Origin of the sequence: Phyllobacterium sp. CCNWLW109, assembly GCF_037203905.1 — a bacterium.
GTDB classification, from domain to species: Bacteria; Pseudomonadota; Alphaproteobacteria; order Rhizobiales; family Rhizobiaceae; genus Phyllobacterium; species Phyllobacterium ifriqiyense.
Window position 1 is genome coordinate 1,012,047 of record NZ_JBBCBK010000002.1, and the last position, 21,268, is coordinate 1,033,314.

Consider the following 21,268-nt stretch of genomic DNA (forward strand, 5'->3'; position numbering starts at 1 on the left):
GGGTATTCAGTTGCCCCAGTCACTTTCTTCAAGACGGATTAACGCCTTCTCCGGGATAAGGTCTTTCCGCTTTGCGGCAGCACCTTTCCAAAAGTAAGAGAAGTGTTTGCTGTCCAACTCTTTGTCATCAGCATTCTCTAAGTCGAAACGTATCTCCTCAATATGCTGAAGAATGACTTCATTTGTGATCGGTTTGATATCATCTTTAACTGTCAGCCTCTTTTCATCGATTTCTTCAATGAAAGCTAGCAGAGCGGCGCGCCTGTCCTTTGGTGGCGTCGGCATTGCACGGATGACTGTTCCGAATCCAAAGTCCTCGAAGAGAGATGTGAAGTATTTCCATTTCCGGTAGTAAATTCTGGCTCTGTTGTGAGGATTGAACATATACCAGCAGTCAGGAGCCACCAGGGACGCTGCAAAATAACCAGTATGGCCTTCAGCGCGCACTGATTGAATTGATTGCCCGTTTGGAAAGTCAAAAACGATGATGGCGTCGTCACTTGCCAGTGCAGAAATGTTTTCGAGTAAGCTCACTGTGTCGTAAATATGCTCGAGAACATGGTTGACAATGAATACGTCGAACTTCCTGCCGGCAAACATTTGAAGAGTTTTCTTGTTGGTGAAATCACCCAGGAAAAACTCAGACGATACTTCGCCGCTAGCATTGGATCGGGCCAAATTGATGTAGCTTGTAATGACATCTATCCCGACAGTCTTTGCTCCAGCTTTCGCAAGCTCAATGCAAATCCCGCCATAAGCGCAGCCTATATCAATTACCGATGCGCCTTTCAGTGGCTTGGTATATAGCTTCTTTATACGCTCGATGTATTCCGCGCCTCGCGTCCTGTTGGACAAGACATACTTAATCGCGGATTGGGTTTTCGCCATCTCTTCAAGTTCAGTGACTGAAACGCTTTTCAGTTTCGCATACGCTTCCAGAAAATCAGAATAGGCCACTACTTCCTCCCGAATGTGCACTCACACATATCGGATTTGGAGGAATAGACAACGCTGACATAGCAAATATTCACTAGTTGGGAAAATCATCATGAAACTGACAGCAGAAATGCTGCGTCGGATCGCGAAGGCGACTCCGAATGCGACGAATGCCGCTTCGTTGGTGGATGCGCTGGACAAGTTTGGTGCTGGCATTGGCCTAGACCAACCTCACCGCCTCGCACAGTTCGTCCCCCAGATCATGCACGAAAGTGGCGGGTTGAAGTTCAATAAGGAAATCTGGGGGCCGACAGCGGCACAGAAGCGCTACGAGGCCCGTAAAGACCTCGGCAATACTCAGAAGGGTGATGGTAGCAAGTACCGTGGCTATGGCCTTCTTCAAGTTACCGGCCGGGCAAACGTCACGTCATTTTATAGCTGGTGTAAGCGCCAAGGCATGAATCCTCCTGACTTCGTTGCCAAGCCTGAACTTATAGCGACCGCTCCATGGTCTGCCGTATCTGCCCTTTGGTATTGGGATATGCGCAATATCAATCGCCTGGCTGATCGAGGAGACAACGAGAACGTTACTCGGGTGATTAATGGCGGGTTGAACGGCTATGACGATCGTCTCGATTATTACAATAGAACTGCACTCGTTCTGCTCGGATACGCGGTCAATGAGGTGGCGAAGTTCCAGAATGATCACGGCTTGGTTGCGGATGGGCTGTCTGGGCCTCTCACAAGGTCGGAGATGCACAAGGCGCTTGTTGCGCTAACTGACAAGCCAGAGCAGTCAAAAGCTGTTCAGTCGGCTCCTGTAGTCGAAGAAGTCAAGGTTCCTGTCAAACTCGGAAATCCCGAGAAGCCTTGGTACCAATCAAGAGAGGTGGTTGTGCCTATCCTTACCGGCGGCGGTATTACCGGTGCTGGAACAATCGTTGAGAAGTTCGGCGGCATTCCTTGGCAAAACCTGATTGTCATCGTGGTTGCAGTTGCTGCTGCTGCCATTGGCTATGGGTTGTATGCCCGTCACCAAGATCGAAAGAAACAGCAAGCCACAGCGGAGGCAATTAAGTCATGACCGCTCTACTCGCACTTATCCCCAGACCCATCAAAACCGCTCTAATCTGGGTGCTGGCAGCGTTCGTGCTTGTGTCCGCCTCATACCTATACGGCAAGCGAGAAGGCGCTCAGCAAGCCGTTGTGGAGCAACTTCAATCCGATGCTCAAGCAGAGCGAGACAGGAACAAGAGCGATGCGAAACTACAGGCCCTTAGCGATTTTGATTTGTGTATTCAGTCTCTGCGTTCTCGCGGGATGCCCGTCGATGCCTGCGAGCAGTTGCGCGGGCTTCCGGAAAGCAAACCTTAATCCGGCTGCCACTGTTGCGGTGATCCAACTGGATCGCCCAGGTGCAGAACGCATCGAGGGCAACGATCAGAACGGCCAAAGACAAGGATGCTGGAAATGATTGACCGGCAGATGATGGGAATGAGCATAGAAATGAAAATGAGCCTGGGGAATATACTCACGATTCTGACCGTCGTTGTGGGTATTACCCTCTCATACGCAGTCATTCGCGAAGGGGTGGACCGGACAAAGATCGATGTCACCAAGCTAGAAACTCGGATCGAGCGGCTGGAAACTCAGAACGGTGACGTTCGGGATCGCATGACCCGTATGGAAGTCACACTCCAGAATATGGCAATTAATATTGATCGGGTGGCGCGTTACGTGGATAGCACTCAAGCGCCACGGGGAAACCCACAAAAGTGATTGGGCTCTTCAATAAATGCGGTTTTAACATGCCGGTATTGGATCAGATGGAACGGATAGAACGCGAGCGAAAACGGTTCAATCGCCGCCATGATCTTGTCGGTTTAGCAGTGCGCCCGCAAAGAATAAGAAAATCTGAAAGAGGCCTCCGGCCATGATCAGCTGCAATGCGATATCGAGGCCATTTTCAATTCCTCCAATCAAAAATCCCAATATGGCCGTCGCGAAAATCGCCATCATGTAACGCCTCAAGTTGTATTTCTTTTCGGCTATTATCTGTGCGCGTTCTTCGGGCGTTTGAGGCTCCACGTCAGTCTCCTAGCAATCTTTCCCTTCTCGGAATGACTGATAATTGAGACTTATGCTTCCCGAAGCTACCTGTTCGAATGAACTATGCCGAGCGTGTCACTGACAGTGTTTCAGCCGCCGACCTTCGAAGGGATGGAGTAAGTGCAATAAATGCACATACTGAGCTATAGACTGCCATCCAATAAATCAGCCCCGGTGTCCTTGCGGATGCCGGGGCTTTTTCGATTGTCCGTGTGTCAGATCACGAGGAAATCCGCATTGGTCAGGGCAAGACCGTTGCCCAAAGTGGCAAATTGCACTGCCGCACCTGAACCCGATCCATCGGCATCGTAGTATAGAGCGCCAGAGGATGAGTTGTAGATGATACGGTCACTTGCATCTGCAGCGCCTGCTCCGATGTGGAAAGCGCCAGCTGCGAGCGTGCCATTGGCACCAAGGACTGCGAATGCAGCATTGTCCATCCAGACCGTATCAGCGGCGACATTGAAGTCGGTGATTGTATCACGGTTGGTAGTGCTGTTTGGCGCTGTGTTAAAGACGAAAGCGTCGCGTCCACCACCACCAGTCAGAAGATCATTTCCGGTACCGCCGCTGATGATATTGGCACCAGAATTTCCGACTAGATAGTTGTTTAATGCATTGCCAGTGGCATTGACGCTGGCTGAGCCGGTGAGAAGGATATTCTCGATGTGTTGACCGCCCATAGCGAAGGACACTGAACTGGACACAACATCGACCCCAGCGACGTTTCCTTCGTAAACACGGTCGTTGACGTTGTCGACATAGTATTTGTCGGCACCAGCTCCACCACTCATGCTATCGGCACCGGCGCCACCATCGAGCGCATTGTTACCGGCGTTTCCAGTTAGTATATTGGCAAGTGCATTGCCGGTAGCATTGATGTTAGCGGCACCGGTAAGCGTGATATTCTCGATGTGTTGTGCGCCCGCAGCAAAAGATACCAAGCTTAGTACCCTATCGATACCGGTTGCATTGGCCTCGATAATCTGGTCACCGGCATTGTCTACGTAAAAGGTGTCATTGCCCGCGCCGCCATAGAGTTTGTCTTCGCCCGCGCCGCCATCAATCGTGTCATCGCCCTCGTCGCCATAGAGTCCGTCTTCACCCACACCGCCATAGATTGTGTCATTGCCAGAGCCAGCCCAGACTCCATCATCGCCCTCGTCGCCATAGAACACGTCATTTCCTGTATGGCCATAGAATGCGTCGTGGTCATCGCCGCCATAGAACGTGTCATCGCCCTCGTCGCCGTCCATCTGATCTTTGCCATCGCCGCCGTAGATCGTGTCATTGCCTCCATTTCCATGAATCGTGTCATCGCCCCCTAGACCAAAAACAGTTTCATCAGCACCTGTGCCAATCCAACTATCTGCGCCCTCAGTCAGCCGTATGTCTGCCATGCTTCACCTTTTGCCATCTGGTTAAACTTTCCTGCACCATATTTCATTACTAGTAACCAATAAAGTTAGCGATAACTGTGAACAATCGGCACTATCCTTAACAATTGTAGTGAACAATGCTTTCGTTGCGCATCCTCAAATCAGGGTGCCTCCCATGCTTACAGAAATCGAAATCGCTTGCCCTGCTAAGCCCTGCGCCGCGCAGGTTTTCGCTTTCCCCAACGTTCCAGCTTGCCAGTTGATACCGGACGGCCAACCGCCTCGACGTATATGTCAGCTTCCTTCGCAGCTTCAATGAAAGCCATGCGCGCAACGCCGGGTGACAGCTTCCCGTCATAACATTCCAGCAACGCATGCTTGGCGATATCAAGCCTTTCGGTCTCTTCGCCCGGCCACTCATTCACAATGAACTCTGCCGCCTGCATGATTGAGGTGATAACCTTCATCTTGCCGAGTTGGCGGGTCATCACAGTTACTTCTTTGAAGGGTTTATCTTCCATGAGTCGGTGAACGACTCTTGCCGCGATTCAGTTCCGCAATCAGTCATCCTTCAATTTTAAGCGCTCGAGCCGATATTCAGCGCACTCTCTAGCGTCTTTGCTAAACTCTTCCGGGAATTTAAGAACAGCCGCTTCTATGGTGTAGTCTAGCAAACCCAACGCATCTAATCGCTTAAAACCGCTTTGTATCTCTCCACTGATTACCAATCTAGTGATTGCCGGGATGGTATCGTAATCCCTCCGCATTCTTATGAACTCGGTAGGATGATAACCTTTCTCCGCTGATATTCTGATAGTTTCATCTATGAACGCCTCAAGTTGGGGGCTGGCTTTTTTCATTATCTGACCTTTCCTTCACTCTTATGCTCGCCGCAGTACCAGCTTATCCCGTATCTGCCAGTAAAACCAAAGCTACCCCACGCCTTGCAGTCTTTATGATCGCACCAATGCACGAACAACCCGGCAGGTGCGGACTCCATATGAGCGGGGTATTCTGGCTTAGGCGAGGGCGGTGTCTCAGACATTTGAGTTAGGTTCCGCGAAATCTAGAAACTCTCTGAGAATTTCCAAAAGAGTTTCAGGGCCGCCAGCGGCTGTGAAAATATCATTTTCGATATTGAACGTGTACCAGTTGGTTTCATGTTCGTAGTCAACTTTTTTTGGCTCAAATCGATGATATTCATCTACCAATGAGGTAGACCGAAGGTCTATTTGTACGTGCCACCCGGGATTATCCAGCGTGCTGATCTTTATTGCCTGATGGTGTTCCCACTCGCCATCGCAATGGCTTTTGTACCAAGCTTGCAGCTTTGCTAGTTCAGTCCCATCGGGAATGGCTCTTTTGGCGGTCGCATTCAACTGCTCAGACATCAGGCTTCTTCATTAATTTCGACATATGTGTTCTCACGGACTCGGCCACAGTTGCATCAAGGGCGAGGGCAGTATTGTCAGCCACGGCAATCATAGCCGTTAAAACCTCGGCTTTTGTCCATCCCAAGGTGTTCGCATCTCCCAATATCTTCAACAGCGCATCTTCGATCGCCATTTGACAGTCGATTTCTCTTTCCGGATAACGGCCTTCCAGCTTTGGAGCAATGATGATCATGTGCCATCGCCCTCAAATGCTGTCTCGTTGTACACGGCATCGTGTGCAGCCGCATTGGAATAGAGAACGTGTAACTCACCCTCGGTTTCATCCGGCACGCCAGTGAAAATGTAAATCTCGCCTAGTTCAGGATGATTGGCTTTTACAGCCTCAAAAGGAAACTCGGTAGGATCGGCAGACTCTGCGATAGTAATATTCTCTACGATTTCCTCGCCGTGTGAGGCGACATTGAATGAACCGGACAGTTCCTCAACGTCAGTCATGTTCGCTTCGACTTCTCCCATGTAGTCTTCATCGAAATAGCTCTCGAGATTGTAGGTTTTCCCGCGAAATCTGACTTTCCAAGGCATGACAATCCCTTCTAAAGCAAAAGCGGCTCTTCTTCGATCTTCTTTGGCGGGGCTAGAACAATCAAATCATTGTCCGGCAGCGGCCGTTGCAACTGAAGCGCTTCCTCGGCCGGAGCATTCATCCAAATATCGAGCTCTTCGCTGGTTCTGAGAATGACCGGCATTGCCTTGGGATGGATTGGCGCGACTATCGCATTGGGTTCGCATGTGAGGAATGCGAAGATGTCAGCCTGGACAGGCCCTTCCTTCTTCTTTCGCATGCTGAACCAAGGCGTCCAGATGCCAGCAAACCAAAACAATGGCTGCTCTTCATTGAGGGCAAACCAGTACAGCGGGAGTTTCTTCGTTTCCGGATCGCGCACCTGACCATATTCCGAAAAGCTTGTCGCCGGAACGATGCAGCGGCTTTCTGGCCCCAGCCATCGCCTCCAGTGCGGAGATTTCACATTGCGGATATTGGTCACGCCATAATCAACTTCGCCTTTGATAAAGGCCGGAGGTGTTGGCATGCCCCAACGCAGCATTGACACTTCAAGCTCGCCATTTTCATCCTTGCGCGCGACCGGCGCTGGATAGTCTGGGTAAATGTCGATGTTGAAATCTGTGATATTTGTTCTGTTTCCGATCCCATTGAAGAGATTTCGGACCGCATCAAAGCCAGTCGATATTTTGTAGAGGTTACACATAGTCATCCTCGGTCAGAGCGTGCAGCGGTGACTTGTCATCAATCCACCGATTGTAATTCCGGTCAACTCTGCCAGCTCTAATATCCTCGATCCGCTTCCAGAACTCTTCCGGCCGGTTTGCCTTCATCCAGCGAAGCCTATCCGAAGATTCGCTTGGCCGCATCTCTTCCGGCTCGAGTCCTTTCCCGCCGCCATCCTCAACTGGTGTCGCAAGATAGAGTTTAATCCGTTGCCGCAACTGCTCTGATGCAGCTTGGCTAGTCTGTTCGGCTCCGGAACTTGCTCTCATAAACTCCGGGTTTCCGCACCAAAAGCTCCAGTTCCAAACCAAGGTCATTCCGGCTTGGTACTGGCCGTAGACACGTCCGACACTCACGCCCAATAGGTACGCGCAGAAATCGTCTGGCTTCACTTCGCCACCGATGCAAGTCGGCTTCCATCGTATTTTCATTGCGTCCTGCGGCATCATTGATCTTGACGGTTTGGGATTATGTTCTCATTCTGTTCTCATGACAACCACCATTAGAAGATTAGGTCAGGCGGCACGTCACGGCATGTTTTTGCTCGTGTGCTGCCGCAGTTGCGATAAGGAGACGACGTTCTTTGCCCGTGATGTTGCGTTGATATGCAACCCTGAGACGCCTTTGGAGCAATTGCCGTTCCGGTGTTCCCGCTGTGATGCAAGGGCAACCGATGTAATGGCCTATGAAGTGTGCCGGGACCGATCAAACAAAAAGGTGCTGGTCTGGCGACCGGTTGAAATGTGATGGGTGTATTTCGAATACGAGGACCACGACGCATCTTCGGTCAACAGCTGTCAGCCCAATGCAATCGCTGCGGCCACATTGCTGATATCGATCCTCAATCAGTCAGCGCCGATCTTGCCAACGCCACAGATATTTACGCATTAAGGGCAAAATTAAAATGCTCTCCATGTGGCTCGAAAGACGTGGAACTAATGATCTCGGATCGTACAAATAAACGCCCGATTTAGGTTTCAACTTTTTCGAGTTTTGCTACGTGTTATTACAGCGGGAAATTTGAAACACTCCTTGAAATAACAAAGCAATCTATCGGCCTGTCACGCCGGGCATTTCAGTGGTATCTCATTGTACACAAGCTCGGGAGATTTAAGTGTCAGCGATCACGATCAACAATAAGAAGGTGCTGTTCTCTGGCCAAATAGCACTATCGTCACGCCAGAACGAGTTCACGGTCGAAATTCAAGGTGAAAAGCTATTTAAAGTTCGCTTCGAAAACGATGGTATTGGGAAATCCTTTGGACTTCCCGAGTTAACCGATGACGGGATTGTTGTTACGTTGAACAACTTTGGCCATCCGCTTGGAATGACGGTTAACGGCAGCTTTGCCCGATTTGGAATTCTGTCAAAACCAACAGCTTACACAATCGTTGTGCACGTCATCGGCGACGTTGAACCGACAAGGTTAGTAGCACTGACGTTGAGTGAGGCGTGAAATGGAGCAAGACCTCGTCCAGATATCCGATCCCGCTACTGGATCATTCGTTAAAAACCTTTATGCTTCACGCAGCGTCAAGGTGCTTGCTGTTCACGAACACGAGCTAGAACATGTCTCATATTTGAATGATCAAAGTTCAGCATATAATTCGATAGGCGCGGCTTTATTCTCGTTCGCTGTCGGCACTTGGGTGAACGCTATGTTCCAGGACTCCTTAACTCCCGAAGCTCGAATTATGGTACTTTTCGTTGGCCCCGTCGCGTTATTGTTTTCCGTTGTGGCGTTGGCGTTCGCATGGAACGCTAGGAAAGCCAAGAATTCGACCTTAGCCCGCATCAAGGCTCAGTCTCGTTTTGAGGACGTCACGGATAAGTAGCATTGGGTAAGAATTGTGTGACAATCTTGGGGGGGGCACATAATCTGTGAGTCTAATTGATAGTTTTCAAATGTCACCAATAGTGAATTCAACGGGAGGGCAGTATAGTGAATAGTACTGAAGTCATTCTATGGGGTCTGGGCATCATTGTATCGGTGTTATTGGCATTTCTCGCTGTAAAGAAGATTAGGAAAAGCCGCGACCAAAAGGCCACGGCTCGAGACAAGTCCACAGTCATCCAGTCTGGACGCGATACCCATATCAAATGACCGATTCACAAAAGGGCACCGCGCACGGATCTGCAACGGTTATTCAAAGCGCTAGAGATACCATCGTTGGTAACAGCGCCGAAGACATGAAACTTATAATTGAAGCTCTTGGCGATCAGATGCTGAAATTCGCGTCGGTTGCAAAGGAGACTGCCCAAGCGCGACTTGATAAATTCGAAGAGATGGTACTGAACAGATTTGCTAAAATGGAAGACAAATATTCCTCTGCATTTCAAGACCCGGATTTTCAGTATCTGATTGGCCAATCTCAACGCGCCTATGCGAGGTCAGGTGAAGATTACACTGCAGAAATTCTCGTTGATTTAATCGAACAGCGCGCTTTGGAGCCAGCTCGGAACCGACTGTCACTTACGTTGAACGATGCGGTTGAGAAAACTGCCGTTCTTACCGCGAGTGAACTTGCTGAGCTTAGTCTGATCTTTGCACTGCGCTATACGCTTCAGCCCCAGATTCAAACGATCGCTGATCTGGGTGCATATTTAAGCGAGGTGTCGAAGGCATTCCTAAGTGATGTCGAGGAGGATAGTTCAAGCTATACCTACCTCGCTTCACACTCATGTGTATCGATTGAAATCACCGCGCTGTCTTTGTACGAAATTATTAATGAAACCTACGCTAGAATCTGCAGTAACGGTGCTGATAAGTCAGAGTATACTCCTGCCCTTAACGGAATGGTCGAGGTTTTGGATACCGCCTTGCTGGTGCCAAGTCAGTATGACCAAGGTCGTTTTGTGCTGGCGACGAATAGTATGACGCATTTACGGAGTATTCTTAATCCAGTGGGCCTTGGTCATCTAGTTGAACCACTTTGGAATCTGCAAAAAAACTTCCGAATGCCACAGGAAGAGCTCATAATAAAGCTTGAAAAATTCTTTCCCGAGATTCGCAACCTCGTTGCCATATGGGATCACAGTCCCCTAAAATCTTGCATTCTGACCAGCACAGGCATCGCGATAGGATACGCCAACTATAAGCGGAAATGTGGATTCGAGCCCGACCTAAGTGTTTGGATAAAGTAGAAAGCAATGCGGAAAACTTGGTCTAAGGATGTTCCAAGTTTCGCCCTTTATTCATGGCGCTAATTGTACCTTCAAAAAGTCGGAACACATTGATGTGGATAACTTTCCGCTCGGCCTGTCATGCCGGAGCTCTACCGGTCAGCGATGTGATCGGGGTGCTTCAGTTTCGATGTGATTCCGACCCGAGCTATGTTAAAAATGCGCACATAAATTGGGGTGGGGGTGGCGTTGAGGATTGAATTGTTACCGCACTTTGAGCCACATAACACGCCACTTAATGCGCCACACCTCTCAACAAAAAGGCCAGAAACCTCAATAATTACGGATGGTGCGGCGATTTCACGGTGCACTCTATCCGCACCACAATCTTTCCAAACACAATTGAGAATAAGGCACTGGACAGATAAACTCGCGTGCATGTGGGGGAAACCTGATCATGATTGAAACAAGCCGCCTTTTGTTGCGCCCGCAACGTATTGAGGATTTCGAACTCTATAAGGCGATATGGATCAATGATCCTAACCTAAGCGAGGATGTTCAAGTCTTGCCTGGACTTACCGATGAGCAAAGCTGGGACAGGCTGCTGCGCTGGATCGGGCATTGGAACGTTTTTGGCTATGGTCCGCTTCTGGTCATCGACCGTCAAACCGGGGAGCTGGTCGGAGAAACGGGGGTGGCAAGGTTTCACCGCGCCAATGGCCCGGCTTTCGACGGAGTTCCGGAGGCATTGTGGAGGATCAAATATACCCGCCATGGCCAAGGCCTGGCGTCAGAAGCAGCGTACGCGGCCTTGCAATGGTACGATGCCCGGAAAATATCCGAGCGAACCGTTTGCATGATTGATCATTGGAACGACACTTCGTTAAAGCTGGCCGGAAAACTCGGGTTCAACGAATTTTCACGTGCAATCTACAAGGACAGTGATGTCGTGTTGCTTGATCGTATCGTCAAAACTTAGTGTTGCATGAGCAGTCTATGATCCAGTCCCGAAAGAACTTCACCTTGGCTGGCAATTGCCCGGCTTCGGGATAGACCAGATAATAATTGGTGCCGGTTGAGGCTTCGATATCGAAAAGCTTTACCAGCGTGCCCGACTCTATTTCATTCTGGAAAAAAGCTGAAGAAACCAGTCCGACGCCGCCGCCGGACAATGCCAATCCGCCGATAATCTGCTGGGTATCAATCGTTACCCCGGGTTTGGTCATGGTCAATGGCCCTTCGACACCTGCTTGGCGAAACCAGACGGGCCACCAATTATCGTCTGGCGTGATCAGATGACATTGCAGGAGGTCTGCCGGTGTTTGCGGTCTGCCATATCGTTCAAGATAGGCGGGGCTGGCCAAGGGTGTGAAACCGCCCGATAAAAGCCGATGTGAGGTCAAGCCTGGCCAATTTCCACGACCGAGCCGGATGCCGCAGTCGATTCCCTCACTGGAAAAATCAACCAAGCGGGAGGAAATATCGAAGCGCACCGAAACCTCGGGATGCAGGTTTTGAAAATCGGTAATGCGCGGCGTCAGCCAATTGCTGGCAAATGTATGGATGACTGAAATAACCAGCACGGAATTTTGTTCTTCGCGAATGGCGCGGAATGTCTCGCCCATATCAGCCAAAGCCCTGCGTATCACCGGCGCTATTACTTCGCCCTTCGGCGTCAAGGTAACTCCGCGTGCGCGGCGCTGAAACAAGGGCGTACCGGCAAAATCTTCCAGCAATTTGATCTGATAGCTGACGGCCGATTGGGTCATGTTGAGCTCATCGGCTGCTTTCGTAAAGTTCTGCAGCCGCGCAACACTATCAAAAACCCGGATAGAACCAAGAGGAAGTGACGTCATGTCGAGCCATTAAATCTATTGATGTCTAATCATCAAATTCGCGTTGGTATGCCTGTTAATAAGATAATACATCTGTCCACACAACAGGACAATTAATAGCTTGATGGAGAGTGTCATGACCGAATTGCGATTATTCGGATTGAGTTCGCTTGCGGTTTTTTGGGCGGGCTTTTCCAAGCAGACTTCAGTGCCGGCAGGCGACCCTGGGGATTTGAATGCCTATATGCTGCGCGACATCAATCTTACGCCAAGCGAGCGTGCCGCATTCACATATAAGACGCGCGATATGCTTTCACCGGCCTATCGATATCTTCTCCCATAGAATATTGAAGCCAATGCAAAAGCGCGGGGCTGTTAAGGCCCCGCGCTTTTATTTTTAATGCGCTGCGGCTTGTTCTGCCGCAGGTTTCGGTTTGCGCCGGAAGGATCTGAGCACGACGTAGAACACCGGTGTCAGGAACAGACCGAAGAATGTGACCCCAAGCATTCCGGAGAACACCGCTGTTCCGAGCGACTGACGCATTTCCGCACCGGGTCCAGTTGCAATCATCAAAGGCACAACGCCAAAGATGAAGGCAAAGGCGGTCATCAGGATCGGACGCAGGCGCAAGCGGCTGGCTTCGATCGCTGCTTCTACCGGGTTTGCGCCTTCTTCCTCGTGTTGACGGGCAAACTCCACAATAAGAATGGCGTTTTTCGCCGCCAGACCAATGAGAACCACAAGCCCGATTTGCGTGAGGATATTATTGTCCATCCCGCGCAACGCCACGCCTATCAGCGCGGCAAGGACAGCCAGTGGAACAATCAGGATAATTGCCAGCGGCAATACCCAACTTTCATACTGGGCTGAAAGGGCGAGGAACACGAAGATGACAGACAGGGCGAAGATAAACACCGCCGTATTGCCGGTCGCGCGTTCCTGAAAGGCAAGTTCCGTCCAATTGAACGATGTGCCTTGTGGCAGCGTTTTGGCGGCCAGCGCTTCCATTTGATCAAGAGCTGCGCCGGTCGATACACCGGGAGCAGCATTGCCCTGCAACGGTACGGATACGTACATATTGTAGCGCTGCACGAGCGACGGGCCTGTAGTGTCCCTGATCTCGATCAACGTGCCAAGTGGAACAAGCGCCCCCGTGGCTGATCGTACCTTCAGGTTCAAAATATCCTGCCGGTCGAGGCGGTATTGCTGATCCGCCTGCGCACGAACTTGATAAACGCGCCCGAAAGCATTGAAATCATTGACATATGATGTTCCAAGATTTGTCGAAAGCGTTTCGAAGATGCTTGGAATGGGCACATTAAGCGCTCTTGCCTTGTCCCGGTCTACTTCAAGGAAGTATTGCGGGCTGGAGGCAGAGAAGGTGGTGAAAACGCCAGTTACACCCGGTGTCTGTGCGGCTTCGCCCATCATCTGATAGGCCAGGGCCAGCACGCGGCGCATGTCGGAGCTGTCACGGTCCAGCAGCTGCATCTTGAAGCCGCCGGAATTGCCTATACCGCTGATGGCAGGTGGCGGAACGGCAATGATGAAGGCTTCCTGAATACTTTGCAGACTGCCATAAAGCTGACCAATAATCTGGTTGGCGTTATGACCTTCCTCCAGGCGATTTTCGAAGGAGTCGAAGGCGGCGAAAACCACGCCGGAGTTTGACGCATTGGTGAAAGTCGCGCCGTTAAAGCCAGAGAAGGCGACGGCATTCTTCACACCCGGCACGTCCCGAACGATCTTTGAAACCTTTTCAATAACTGCATCGGTTCTATTGAGAGACGCACCGTCAGGCAACTGTACCACGACGATGGCGTAACCCTGATCCATGGTCGGGATAAAGCCGCGTGGAACAGCGGTTGCCATATACCATGTGGCGACAAGTAACCCGACAAAGACAAGCAGGGAGGCCGTGATACCAATGGCTGAACTGACGAGGTGGCGAATGACCCAAGAGTAGCCATTCGCCATCTTGTCAAAGCCGGTATTGAAGCCATTGGCCATGGCCCGGCCCAAACGGGCAACCGGGTTTTTCGATTCGCTGTGGTTGTGTGGCCGCAGCACAATCGCAGCAAGCGCTGGCGAAAGCGTCAGTGAATTAAGAGCCGAAATTGCCGTTGCCACTGCGATTGTGATCGCAAATTGCAGGTAGAATTGCCCCGTAATGCCGGGAATGAAAGCAGTCGGTACGAAGACCGCAATCAGCACCAGCGAAATGGCAATAACGGCGGTGCCGACCTCGTCCATAGTGACGTGCGAGGCTTCCTTGGGCGTCATGCCGGCTGCAAGGTTTCGTTCGACATTTTCGACAACCACAATGGCGTCGTCGACGACAATGCCGATGGCAAGGACCAATCCAAACAATGTGAGCATATTGAGCGAGAAGCCGAAGGCGAGCAGCAATGCCAGCGTTCCGATAAGGGAGACGGGAATTGCGACAATCGGTATGATCGCGGTGCGCCACGATTGCAGGAAGACAAGGACGACGAGCGCCACGAGAATGACGGCTTCAATGATCGTTTTGTACACCTCATTGATCGATTCCGCGATGAACTCGGTGGGGTTGTAAACGATATCGTAGGTCAGCCCGTCAGGAAAATCCTTCTTGAGTTCCTCCATTGTGCTTCGGATTGAATCCGCAGCAGCAAGGGCATTGGTGCCCGGGCGGCTGAAAATACCCAAGGCCACTGCCGGATTGCCGTTCAGATAGGAGTTGGTGACATAATCCTTGGCACCAAGTTCGATGCGCGCCACATCCTGCAACTGCACGAGGCGCCCGCTTTCTGTCGCCTTGACGATGACGTAGCGGAACTGCCGGGCATCGCTGAAGCGGCCCTCAGTGGTGACAGTATATTGAAACGCATTGGTGCCGGAGGTTGGCGGTCCGCCAATGGAACCGCCCGAAACCTGCACATTCTGATCTCGCAGCGATTGCACGACATCACTTGATGTCATGCCATAGGCTGAGAGTTTTTCGGGGTCGAGCCAGATACGCAGCGAGTATTCACGCTCACCGAAAATGATCAGATCGCCGACGCCATCCAGACGCAACAACACGTCGCGAACGCGCGAGCGTGCATAATTGGAGGCGTAAAGCTGGTCATAACGACCATTTGGCGAAAGAATATGCACAACCATCATGAGATCAGGCGAGCTTTTGGTGGTGGTGATACCAAGACGTCTGACTTCTTCCGGAAGGCGCGGCTCCGCAATGGACACGCGGTTCTGTACAAGAACCTGCGCCTTATCGAGATCTGTTCCCAGCCGGAATGTTACGGTCAATGCCATGGAGCCATCGGCCGTGGAATAGGAGGACATATACAACATGCCCTCAACGCCGTTGATTTCCTGCTCGATTGGCGTCGCCACCGTGTTGGCAATGGTTTCAGCGTCGGCGCCCGGATAGGAAGTGCGGATGACAATGGTTGGCGGGGCTATTTCGGGGTACTGCGCAACTGGCAGCTGTGTGTAAGCTATGCCGCCGACAATCAGCAAGACAATCGAAAGAACGCTCGCAAAGATCGGCCGGTCGACGAAAAAGTGCGCGAATCTCATTGCGCAGCCTCCGGCGCTTTGGTCGCGTCAGCCGTTACAGCTTCCGGTGGTAGCACCACCAGTTCCGGCTTGACTTTTACGCCGGGGCGAATCCGCATCAGGCCATTCACCACAATGGTTTCATCGCCCGTCATTCCGGAGCGGATCACGCGGTAGCCATGAAGCTTCGGTCCAAGGCGAACCGGCTTCGGGGTTACAGTGCCATCTTCGCTGACTGTGAAGACGATGCGTTCATTTTGGTCAGAGCCGATTGCTTCATCCGGGATCAAAATACCCTTATAGGTATTGGATGCGGCAACATCGACGCGGCCGAACAGGCCTGGCTGCAAAACAAAATTCGGATTGCTGAAGCGGGCGCGCACGCGCATTGTGCCCGTCTGGTCATCCAGACGATTTTCCGCGAAATCAACCTTGCCCTTTACTGGCGGCTCGGCAGAATCGGTAAGCCGGACGGTGACTTCCAGACCGGAGGCGCCTTCCTGCAAGGTGCTGCCGTTTTCACGAGCGGTGCGTGCATAGGAAAGCAGGTTACGCTCATCGACATTGAAGTAAAAATCAATCGGGTCGAGTGAGACGATTGTAGTAAGGATCGTCTGGTCTGGCTGAACGAGATTGCCAACGGAGATCAGGCGGCGATCAATGCGCCCGCTCAAGGGGGCTGTTATCTTTGTATATTCAAGATCAAGCTGCGCACGGGCAAGAGCTGCCTCTGCGCCGCGGACATTTGCCTGAGCCGAAATGAAGTCGCGGCGCCGGTCATCGAGTTGCGAAGCGGAAAGCGTGCCGTTTGCAGCCAGTGACTCGGTGCGCTTAAATTGCGCTTCGGCATAGACAAGCGTGGTCTTTGACACTTCGAGCGAGGCCTGCGCCTGCGACAGGGCGGTTTCGAAAGGTCGCTGGTCGATTGTAAAAAGCGGATCGCCTTTTTTAACCAGCGCACCATCTGTAAATTCGATCTTGTCGAGATATCCGGCGACGCGGGAACGTATGGATACTTCATCAACAGGTTCAAAGCGGCCAATGAATTCGTCGCTGTCAACGACATCACGGACGACCGGCTTGGCGACCGATACCGGCGGGGGAGGTGGCGGGGCCGCTGCTTCCTGGGCAAATGAAGCACCAGAGGACAGAAGAGCGGCTGTCAAACCAACCTTGATTATTGTTAAAAGTGATCGTGACAAAGGGTAGGCCTCCATGACAGTAAGACGTCCCACGCGTGTCGCAAAGGTGTGTCAGCAATGCTGAAACGGTATCAACTTTGATCAGTCTTTGCGGACGATAAGGTCGAGTAGAGCGAAGTCACATAATGCTGGCGGGGAGTGTTTACGAGAGGGCTCTGCACAATTTTAACATAGTGCAGCCATAATTGACCTATCCGAAAATCCCCACACGAATAGATTTGCATAGTTCCATTTTCTTGTCACCCTGCAATCTCAGGCTGTAGCGGCACCAAACAATGCTATTTTGCCAGCCTGCATGGCAGTGCCATTGATTTTTATACCCGAGCCGAGTAAAGGGAGCGACCAGTCGGTGAAGGTGCGATTTCTCACCCAACTTTGTGCCACAGTCTGTGATACAATGCGTGGCATAAATCGAGAGTTGAGTTGGAAATACGGCAATAAAATCAGCGTGGATGGCCAAGCAAAAATTGCTCATCCGCACCCGAAGCCACATAGGCAACAGTTTTTCTCCCGCAATTTGGCGAACGAGCCGGCGACGGCGGGACAAATGTTAAAAAAGTGAAGGTTTGGACATGCAGGTTACTGAAACGCTCAATGAAGGGCTGAAGCGCGAGATCAAGGTCGTTGTTCCGGCCAAGGATCTGGAAGCAAAGCTTTCCGAACGCCTCCAGGGTGCCAGCGCAAAGGCGCGCATCAATGGCTTCCGTCCCGGCAAGGTGCCAATGAGCCACCTTCGCAAGATGTACGGCAAGTCGTTCATGGCTGAAGTCGTCAATGAAATCCTGAGCGATTCTTCGCGCACCATTCTTTCGGATCGCAACGAAAAGTCGGCTACCCAGCCTGAAGTCGTCATGACCGAAGACGAAAAGGAAGCTGACAAGGTTCTTTCCGGCGAAGCCGACTTTGAATTCTCGCTTAATTATGAAGTTCTGCCAGCGATTGAAATCAAAGACACTTCCAAGATCAGCATTACCCGCGAGATCGTTGACGTTTCCGATGAGGAAGTCGAAGAGCAGGTTAAGCGTGTTGCAAGCTCTGCCCAGACCTTCGAAACGAAGAAGGGCAAGGCTGAAAGCGGCGATCGCGTTACCATGGATTATCTCGGCAAGGTCGATGGTGTTCCTTTCGACGGTGGCGCAGATAGCGATGCAACATTGGTTCTTGGCTCCGGCCAGTTCATTCCAGGCTTCGAAGATCAATTGATCGGCGTAAAAGCTGGCGATGAAAAGCAGATCAAGGTTACTTTCCCGGCTGAATACCAGGCTGCTCATCTTGCAGGCAAGGACGCTACCTTCGACATCACTGTCAAGGAAGTTGCAAAGCCAGGCGAACTCGAAATCAACGACGAAACCGCAAAGAAGCTCGGCATTGAAAGTGCTGACCGTCTGCGTCAGGTTATCCGCGAGCAGATCGAGAGCCAATACGGTTCTTTCACACGCCAGAAAGTGAAGCGTCAGATTCTGGATGCGCTGGATGGCGAATACCAGTTCGAGTCGCCAGAACGTCTGATCAATGCCGAGTTCAACAATATCTGGGCTCAGATCGGTCAGGACCTTGCACAGGCTGGCAAGACCTTTGAAGACGAAGATACAACGGAAGAAGAAGCACGCGCCGAATATCGCAAGCTTGCTGAACGCCGTGTTCGTCTTGGCCTCGTTCTTTCGGAAATCGGCAACAAGGCCGGTATCGAAGTAACCGAAGAAGAAATGCAGCGCGCCGTTTACGATCAGGTTCGTCAGTATCCTGGTCAGGAACAGCAGATTTATGAATTCTTCCGCAAGACACCGGAGGCGATCAACAATCTTCGCGCTCCGATCTTCGAAGAGAAGGTGGTTGACCACCTGCTCGCCAGCATCAATGTCACCGACAAGAAGGTGACCAAGGAAGAGTTGATGGCTGAAGACGAGTCGGAAGAAAAGTCCGGCGAAGCCAAGAAGCCTGCCAAAAAGGCAGCGCCAAAAAAGGCAGCCAAGAAGAAAACTGAAGACGAAGCGTAAGCTTCTCGGTAAGCGGCTTATCGCCAGTTAAGAAAAACGGCTCCGCATTGCGGGGCCGTTTTTCTTTCCATCTCAGGGCGATAGCCTAGAAGTTTATATTTACAGCCCAGAAAGTTGAAATTGAAAAAACCCAAATTGGCTCACCTCGGTGCCCCCTTGGTTGATCCACGCGCTTTCATTTTGGAGAACCTGCATATTCTGCCCACTCCTGCTGTGGCGGAGATATTGCTCTATACGGCGCATCCAGCAAGCGGATTGGGTAAACTTGGAAATCAAGACATATATGGCAATGATCATCCGCCATACTGGGCTTATCGCTGGGCGGGCGGGACAGTTTTAGCCCGGTATATTTTAGACCATCCGGCAATGGTCGCGGGCTTGCATGTGCTCGATTTGGGGGCAGGTTCCGGAATTGTTGGAATTGCGGCTGCCAAAGCGCGAGCAACCACAGTGGTGTGCGTCGATACTGATCCTTACGCTGCTATAGCGAGCCGTATGAATGCAGCGGTTAATGCGGTGAACATCGACACAATTTGCAAGGACATTCTCGACGATGATCCGCCAGAGGTGGATGTGATTGCTGTGGGTGACTTATTCTATGCGTCAGATATTGCCGGAAAGGTCGTTGCCTATCTCGACAGATGCACCACCGCAGGTATCAAAGTGCTCATAGGTGATCCCGGAAGAGAATATCTGCCTCACGACCGCTTGCGCATCTTATCAAAATATTCAGTGCCCGATTTTGGCAATGGCAGCGTCGCTTCGACGGACACAAGTGCGGTTTATTTGTTTGAAAGTAAGCCAGCCTAAAAGAGGCCAAGCCCTTTCAGGCTGGCGTGCCCGCTTTTGCCGATAATGATGTGATCGTGCACGACAATACCCATCTGTGTGCCGATATTGGCGATTGTCTTTGTCATCTCAATATCAGCTTTCGATGGTGTCGGATCGCCGGAGGGATGGTTGTGTGCAAGAATGATAGCACTGGCAGAGAGCTGTAAGGCGCGAGCAATAACCTCGCGCGGATAAACAGGTGTGTGGTCGACAGTACCCACCTGTTGGACCTCGTCGGCGATAAGGGCGTTCTTCTTGTCCAGAAACAGGACGCGAAATTGTTCCCGTGACTCATAAGCCATTGCTGCGACACAGTAATCCATGACTTTGGCCCATGAACCAAGCACGATCTTATCGCGAATTTCGCTGCGGATCATCCTGTGGGTGAGGGCGGAGACGAACTTAAGGTCGAAGGCAATAGCTGGACCGCATCCCTTGACCTCACGCAAGAGGTGCTCAGGTGCCCCAAGGACTTCTGCCAGAGAGCCGAAGCGCGCAATGAGTGCCTTCGCCAAAGGTTTTGTGTCACCCTGTCTTATGGAGCGATAGAGCAACATTTCCAGCATTTCATAATCGGCAAAGCCGACGTGGCCGACGCTTTGAAACCGCTCTTTCATGCGTTCGCGATGTCCGACGTAGTGCGGAATGGGTTCGACTTCGGCCGACTGCGGCTGTACGTTGCGCGAGGTCCTGTTTATATCAACGGCAGGTTGTTCTGAGGAGAGTTTTGCGGAAGTTTCGTTGAGGAAGAAGGTCAGGTTGGGCTTTTCTTCACTCATACGGCTTCCATCTATCCGAGTTTCAATCCAGGTGCGAACAGGCCAGCCGGAGACAGGGTGAAAACCTCGCAGCCTTCATTCGTGACACCCACAGTATGCTCATATTGAGCTGTCAGTGACCGGTCGCGGGTAACAGCGGTCCAACCATCAGCAAGAACCTTCACATGCGGACGGCCAAGGTTAATCATAGGCTCAATGGTAAAAATCATGCCTTCGCGCATTTCCACACCCTCGTTCGGCGTGCCGTAATGCAGGATATTGGGTGCGTCATGGAACAGTTGCCCCACACCGTGGCCGCAGAAGTCGCGAACGACGGAACAACGTTCCGCTTCAGCGTAGGTCTGTATGGCTGCACCGATGGCACCGGTGCGTGCACCTGGACGAACGGCGGCAATGCCGCGCATCAGGCTTTCATGCGTTACTTCCATAAGGCGCTCTGCGGCGCGTTTGATCTCGCCAACCGGGTACATGCGGCTGGAATCACCATGCCAGCCGTCAACGATATAGGTAACGTCGATATTGACGATATCGCCCTCGCGCAACGGCTTGTCATCAGGAATACCGTGGCAGACGACATGATTGATCGACGTGCAACTGGATTTAGTGTAGCCGCGATAATTCAACGTTGCGGGCAGGGCACCTTGATCGGCACCAAACTCGAACACGAAGCGGTCAATTGTGTTGGTTGTAACGCCCGGAGCTACGATCGAGGCGAGTTCATCCAGACAGCGTGCCGTTAACTGACAAGCCTTACGCATCGCTTCGAAGCCTTCGGGGCCATGAAGCCGAATTTGCCCTGTATTTTTCAGGGGCGCGCTTTGTGCGTCGAGATAGGTAACCATTGAACTGACCGG

General features: G+C 51.5%; 25 protein-coding genes. 10 read left to right on the forward strand and 15 right to left on the reverse strand.

Going from position 1 to position 21,268, the window contains the following annotated elements; translation table 11 throughout:
• Positions 1 to 6: 6 nt before the first annotated feature.
• Positions 7 to 957 (reverse strand): class I SAM-dependent methyltransferase, encoded by a 951-nt coding sequence (locus V9K92_RS10305; protein ID WP_337353898.1) that lies wholly within the window; start codon positions 955 to 957, stop codon positions 7 to 9.
• 91 nt (positions 958 to 1,048) lie between these two features.
• On the opposite strand from V9K92_RS10305, the gene V9K92_RS10310 reads away from it, so the two are divergent.
• The 3 genes from V9K92_RS10310 to V9K92_RS10320 all read left to right on the forward strand — a co-directional run bounded on the left by V9K92_RS10310 (position 1,049) and on the right by V9K92_RS10320 (position 2,715).
• Positions 1,049 to 2,020, forward strand: a complete 972-nt coding sequence (locus V9K92_RS10310) for a glycoside hydrolase family 19 protein (protein ID WP_337353899.1) — start codon at positions 1,049 to 1,051, stop codon at positions 2,018 to 2,020.
• The gene (locus V9K92_RS10315) at positions 2,017 to 2,310 is read left to right on the forward strand and encodes a hypothetical protein (protein ID WP_337353900.1); all 294 of its coding nucleotides are present in this window, start codon (positions 2,017 to 2,019) and stop codon (positions 2,308 to 2,310) included. Before V9K92_RS10310 ends, V9K92_RS10315 begins: the two co-directional genes overlap by 4 nt.
• A 96-nt stretch (positions 2,311 to 2,406) precedes the next feature.
• Positions 2,407 to 2,715: a hypothetical protein gene (locus V9K92_RS10320; protein ID WP_337353901.1), complete on the forward strand. Its 309-nt coding sequence runs from the start codon at positions 2,407 to 2,409 to the stop codon at positions 2,713 to 2,715.
• Between the two features lie 78 nt (positions 2,716 to 2,793).
• Here the strand turns inward: V9K92_RS10320 and V9K92_RS10325 are convergent, their stop codons facing one another.
• The 9 genes from V9K92_RS10325 to V9K92_RS10365 form a co-directional block, all read right to left on the reverse strand.
• Positions 2,794 to 3,024 carry a hypothetical protein gene (locus V9K92_RS10325; RefSeq protein ID WP_337353902.1) on the reverse strand — a complete coding sequence of 77 codons (231 nt, stop codon included), beginning with the start codon at positions 3,022 to 3,024 and terminating at the stop codon, positions 2,794 to 2,796.
• Between the two features lie 236 nt (positions 3,025 to 3,260).
• On the reverse strand, positions 3,261 to 4,445 hold the full coding sequence (locus V9K92_RS10330; RefSeq protein ID WP_337353903.1) for a calcium-binding protein: 1,185 nt from the start codon (positions 4,443 to 4,445) through the stop codon (positions 3,261 to 3,263).
• A 185-nt stretch (positions 4,446 to 4,630) separates the two neighbouring features.
• Entirely contained in the window at positions 4,631 to 4,912 is a 282-nt protein-coding gene (locus V9K92_RS10335) for a DUF982 domain-containing protein (protein WP_337353904.1), read from the reverse strand.
• 72 nt (positions 4,913 to 4,984) lie between these two features.
• The gene (locus V9K92_RS10340; protein WP_337353905.1) at positions 4,985 to 5,284 is read right to left on the reverse strand and encodes a hypothetical protein; all 300 of its coding nucleotides are present in this window, start codon (positions 5,282 to 5,284) and stop codon (positions 4,985 to 4,987) included.
• A 177-nt stretch (positions 5,285 to 5,461) separates the two neighbouring features.
• A complete protein-coding gene (locus tag V9K92_RS10345) occupies positions 5,462 to 5,815 on the reverse strand; it encodes an immunity 53 family protein (protein WP_337353906.1) in 354 nt (117 codons plus the stop codon).
• Positions 5,808 to 6,050, reverse strand: coding sequence for a hypothetical protein (locus tag V9K92_RS10350; RefSeq protein WP_337353907.1), 243 nt, complete (start codon positions 6,048 to 6,050; stop codon positions 5,808 to 5,810). Before V9K92_RS10350 ends, V9K92_RS10345 begins: the two co-directional genes overlap by 8 nt.
• A complete protein-coding gene (locus tag V9K92_RS10355; protein ID WP_337353908.1) occupies positions 6,047 to 6,400 on the reverse strand; it encodes a hypothetical protein in 354 nt (117 codons plus the stop codon). Before V9K92_RS10355 ends, V9K92_RS10350 begins: the two co-directional genes overlap by 4 nt.
• A gap of 11 nt (positions 6,401 to 6,411) precedes the next feature.
• Entirely contained in the window at positions 6,412 to 7,086 is a 675-nt protein-coding gene (locus V9K92_RS10360) for an SOS response-associated peptidase (RefSeq protein ID WP_337353909.1), read from the reverse strand.
• Positions 7,079 to 7,537: a hypothetical protein gene (locus tag V9K92_RS10365; RefSeq protein ID WP_337353910.1), complete on the reverse strand. Its 459-nt coding sequence runs from the start codon at positions 7,535 to 7,537 to the stop codon at positions 7,079 to 7,081. The genes V9K92_RS10360 and V9K92_RS10365 overlap by 8 nt, the downstream gene beginning before the upstream one ends.
• A 683-nt stretch (positions 7,538 to 8,220) precedes the next feature.
• Between V9K92_RS10365 and V9K92_RS10370 the strand changes: the two genes are divergently transcribed.
• The 4 genes from V9K92_RS10370 to V9K92_RS10385 all read left to right on the forward strand — a co-directional run bounded on the left by V9K92_RS10370 (position 8,221) and on the right by V9K92_RS10385 (position 11,208).
• The gene (locus V9K92_RS10370) at positions 8,221 to 8,562 is read left to right on the forward strand and encodes a hypothetical protein (RefSeq protein WP_337353911.1); all 342 of its coding nucleotides are present in this window, start codon (positions 8,221 to 8,223) and stop codon (positions 8,560 to 8,562) included.
• 486 nt (positions 8,563 to 9,048) lie between these two features.
• The gene (locus V9K92_RS10375; protein WP_337353912.1) at positions 9,049 to 9,210 is read left to right on the forward strand and encodes a hypothetical protein; all 162 of its coding nucleotides are present in this window, start codon (positions 9,049 to 9,051) and stop codon (positions 9,208 to 9,210) included.
• The gene (locus tag V9K92_RS10380) at positions 9,207 to 10,250 is read left to right on the forward strand and encodes an LPO_1073/Vpar_1526 family protein (protein WP_337353913.1); all 1,044 of its coding nucleotides are present in this window, start codon (positions 9,207 to 9,209) and stop codon (positions 10,248 to 10,250) included. Before V9K92_RS10375 ends, V9K92_RS10380 begins: the two co-directional genes overlap by 4 nt.
• 436 nt (positions 10,251 to 10,686) lie before the next feature.
• A complete protein-coding gene (locus V9K92_RS10385; protein ID WP_337353914.1) occupies positions 10,687 to 11,208 on the forward strand; it encodes a GNAT family N-acetyltransferase in 522 nt (173 codons plus the stop codon).
• Here V9K92_RS10385 and V9K92_RS10390 read toward each other — a convergent pair.
• Positions 11,198 to 12,085 (reverse strand): LysR substrate-binding domain-containing protein, encoded by an 888-nt coding sequence (locus V9K92_RS10390; RefSeq protein ID WP_307284610.1) that lies wholly within the window; start codon positions 12,083 to 12,085, stop codon positions 11,198 to 11,200. The genes V9K92_RS10385 and V9K92_RS10390 overlap by 11 nt on opposite strands.
• A 115-nt stretch (positions 12,086 to 12,200) precedes the next feature.
• Between V9K92_RS10390 and V9K92_RS10395 the strand changes: the two genes are divergently transcribed.
• Positions 12,201 to 12,407, forward strand: a complete 207-nt coding sequence (locus V9K92_RS10395) for a hypothetical protein (RefSeq protein WP_337353915.1) — start codon at positions 12,201 to 12,203, stop codon at positions 12,405 to 12,407.
• A 54-nt stretch (positions 12,408 to 12,461) separates the two neighbouring features.
• On the opposite strand, the gene V9K92_RS10400 is transcribed toward V9K92_RS10395, so the two are convergent.
• Both V9K92_RS10400 and V9K92_RS10405 read right to left on the reverse strand, forming a co-directional pair.
• Positions 12,462 to 15,626, reverse strand: coding sequence for an efflux RND transporter permease subunit (locus V9K92_RS10400; RefSeq protein ID WP_115055338.1), 3,165 nt, complete (start codon positions 15,624 to 15,626; stop codon positions 12,462 to 12,464).
• Positions 15,623 to 16,807 carry an efflux RND transporter periplasmic adaptor subunit gene (locus tag V9K92_RS10405; protein WP_337345122.1) on the reverse strand — a complete coding sequence of 395 codons (1,185 nt, stop codon included), beginning with the start codon at positions 16,805 to 16,807 and terminating at the stop codon, positions 15,623 to 15,625. Before V9K92_RS10405 ends, V9K92_RS10400 begins: the two co-directional genes overlap by 4 nt.
• Positions 16,808 to 17,379: 572 nt before the next feature.
• Between V9K92_RS10405 and tig the strand changes: the two genes are divergently transcribed.
• Both tig and V9K92_RS10415 read left to right on the forward strand, forming a co-directional pair.
• On the forward strand, positions 17,380 to 18,804 hold the full coding sequence (tig, locus tag V9K92_RS10410) for a trigger factor (protein ID WP_115055331.1): 1,425 nt from the start codon (positions 17,380 to 17,382) through the stop codon (positions 18,802 to 18,804).
• A gap of 120 nt (positions 18,805 to 18,924) precedes the next feature.
• Positions 18,925 to 19,614, forward strand: coding sequence for a class I SAM-dependent methyltransferase (locus tag V9K92_RS10415; RefSeq protein WP_337353916.1), 690 nt, complete (start codon positions 18,925 to 18,927; stop codon positions 19,612 to 19,614).
• Here the strand turns inward: V9K92_RS10415 and radC are convergent.
• Both radC and map read right to left on the reverse strand, forming a co-directional pair.
• Positions 19,611 to 20,414, reverse strand: a complete 804-nt coding sequence (gene radC / locus V9K92_RS10420) for a RadC family protein (protein WP_337353917.1) — start codon at positions 20,412 to 20,414, stop codon at positions 19,611 to 19,613. The two genes, V9K92_RS10415 and radC, sit on opposite strands and share 4 nt — an antisense overlap.
• 11 nt (positions 20,415 to 20,425) lie before the next feature.
• On the reverse strand, positions 20,426 to 21,256 hold the full coding sequence (gene map, locus V9K92_RS10425; protein WP_115055327.1) for a type I methionyl aminopeptidase: 831 nt from the start codon (positions 21,254 to 21,256) through the stop codon (positions 20,426 to 20,428).
• Positions 21,257 to 21,268: the final 12 nt, after the last annotated feature.

Excerpts from the sequence above, each read along its gene's own strand:
- V9K92_RS10310 (WP_337353899.1), top strand. The coding sequence starts at position 1,049 with ATGAAACTGACAGCAGAAATGCTGCGTCGGATCGCGAAGGCGACTCCG.
- V9K92_RS10315 (WP_337353900.1), top strand. The coding sequence starts at position 2,017 with ATGACCGCTCTACTCGCACTTATCCCCAGACCCATCAAAACCGCTCTA.
- V9K92_RS10320 (WP_337353901.1), top strand. The coding sequence starts at position 2,407 with ATGATTGACCGGCAGATGATGGGAATGAGCATAGAAATGAAAATGAGC.
- V9K92_RS10330 (WP_337353903.1), bottom strand. The coding sequence starts at position 4,445 with ATGGCAGACATACGGCTGACTGAGGGCGCAGATAGTTGGATTGGCACA.
- V9K92_RS10335 (WP_337353904.1), bottom strand. The coding sequence starts at position 4,912 with ATGACCCGCCAACTCGGCAAGATGAAGGTTATCACCTCAATCATGCAG.
- V9K92_RS10340 (WP_337353905.1), bottom strand. The coding sequence starts at position 5,284 with ATGAAAAAAGCCAGCCCCCAACTTGAGGCGTTCATAGATGAAACTATC.
- V9K92_RS10345 (WP_337353906.1), bottom strand. The coding sequence starts at position 5,815 with ATGTCTGAGCAGTTGAATGCGACCGCCAAAAGAGCCATTCCCGATGGG.
- V9K92_RS10350 (WP_337353907.1), bottom strand. The coding sequence starts at position 6,050 with ATGATCATCATTGCTCCAAAGCTGGAAGGCCGTTATCCGGAAAGAGAA.
- V9K92_RS10355 (WP_337353908.1), bottom strand. The coding sequence starts at position 6,400 with ATGCCTTGGAAAGTCAGATTTCGCGGGAAAACCTACAATCTCGAGAGC.
- V9K92_RS10360 (WP_337353909.1), bottom strand. The coding sequence starts at position 7,086 with ATGTGTAACCTCTACAAAATATCGACTGGCTTTGATGCGGTCCGAAAT.
- V9K92_RS10365 (WP_337353910.1), bottom strand. The coding sequence starts at position 7,537 with ATGAAAATACGATGGAAGCCGACTTGCATCGGTGGCGAAGTGAAGCCA.
- V9K92_RS10380 (WP_337353913.1), top strand. The coding sequence starts at position 9,207 with ATGACCGATTCACAAAAGGGCACCGCGCACGGATCTGCAACGGTTATT.
- V9K92_RS10385 (WP_337353914.1), top strand. The coding sequence starts at position 10,687 with ATGATTGAAACAAGCCGCCTTTTGTTGCGCCCGCAACGTATTGAGGAT.
- V9K92_RS10390 (WP_307284610.1), bottom strand. The coding sequence starts at position 12,085 with ATGACGTCACTTCCTCTTGGTTCTATCCGGGTTTTTGATAGTGTTGCG.
- V9K92_RS10395 (WP_337353915.1), top strand. The coding sequence starts at position 12,201 with ATGACCGAATTGCGATTATTCGGATTGAGTTCGCTTGCGGTTTTTTGG.
- V9K92_RS10400 (WP_115055338.1), bottom strand. The coding sequence starts at position 15,626 with ATGAGATTCGCGCACTTTTTCGTCGACCGGCCGATCTTTGCGAGCGTT.
- tig (WP_115055331.1), top strand. The coding sequence starts at position 17,380 with ATGCAGGTTACTGAAACGCTCAATGAAGGGCTGAAGCGCGAGATCAAG.
- radC (WP_337353917.1), bottom strand. The coding sequence starts at position 20,414 with ATGAGTGAAGAAAAGCCCAACCTGACCTTCTTCCTCAACGAAACTTCC.
- map (WP_115055327.1), bottom strand. The coding sequence starts at position 21,256 with ATGGTTACCTATCTCGACGCACAAAGCGCGCCCCTGAAAAATACAGGG.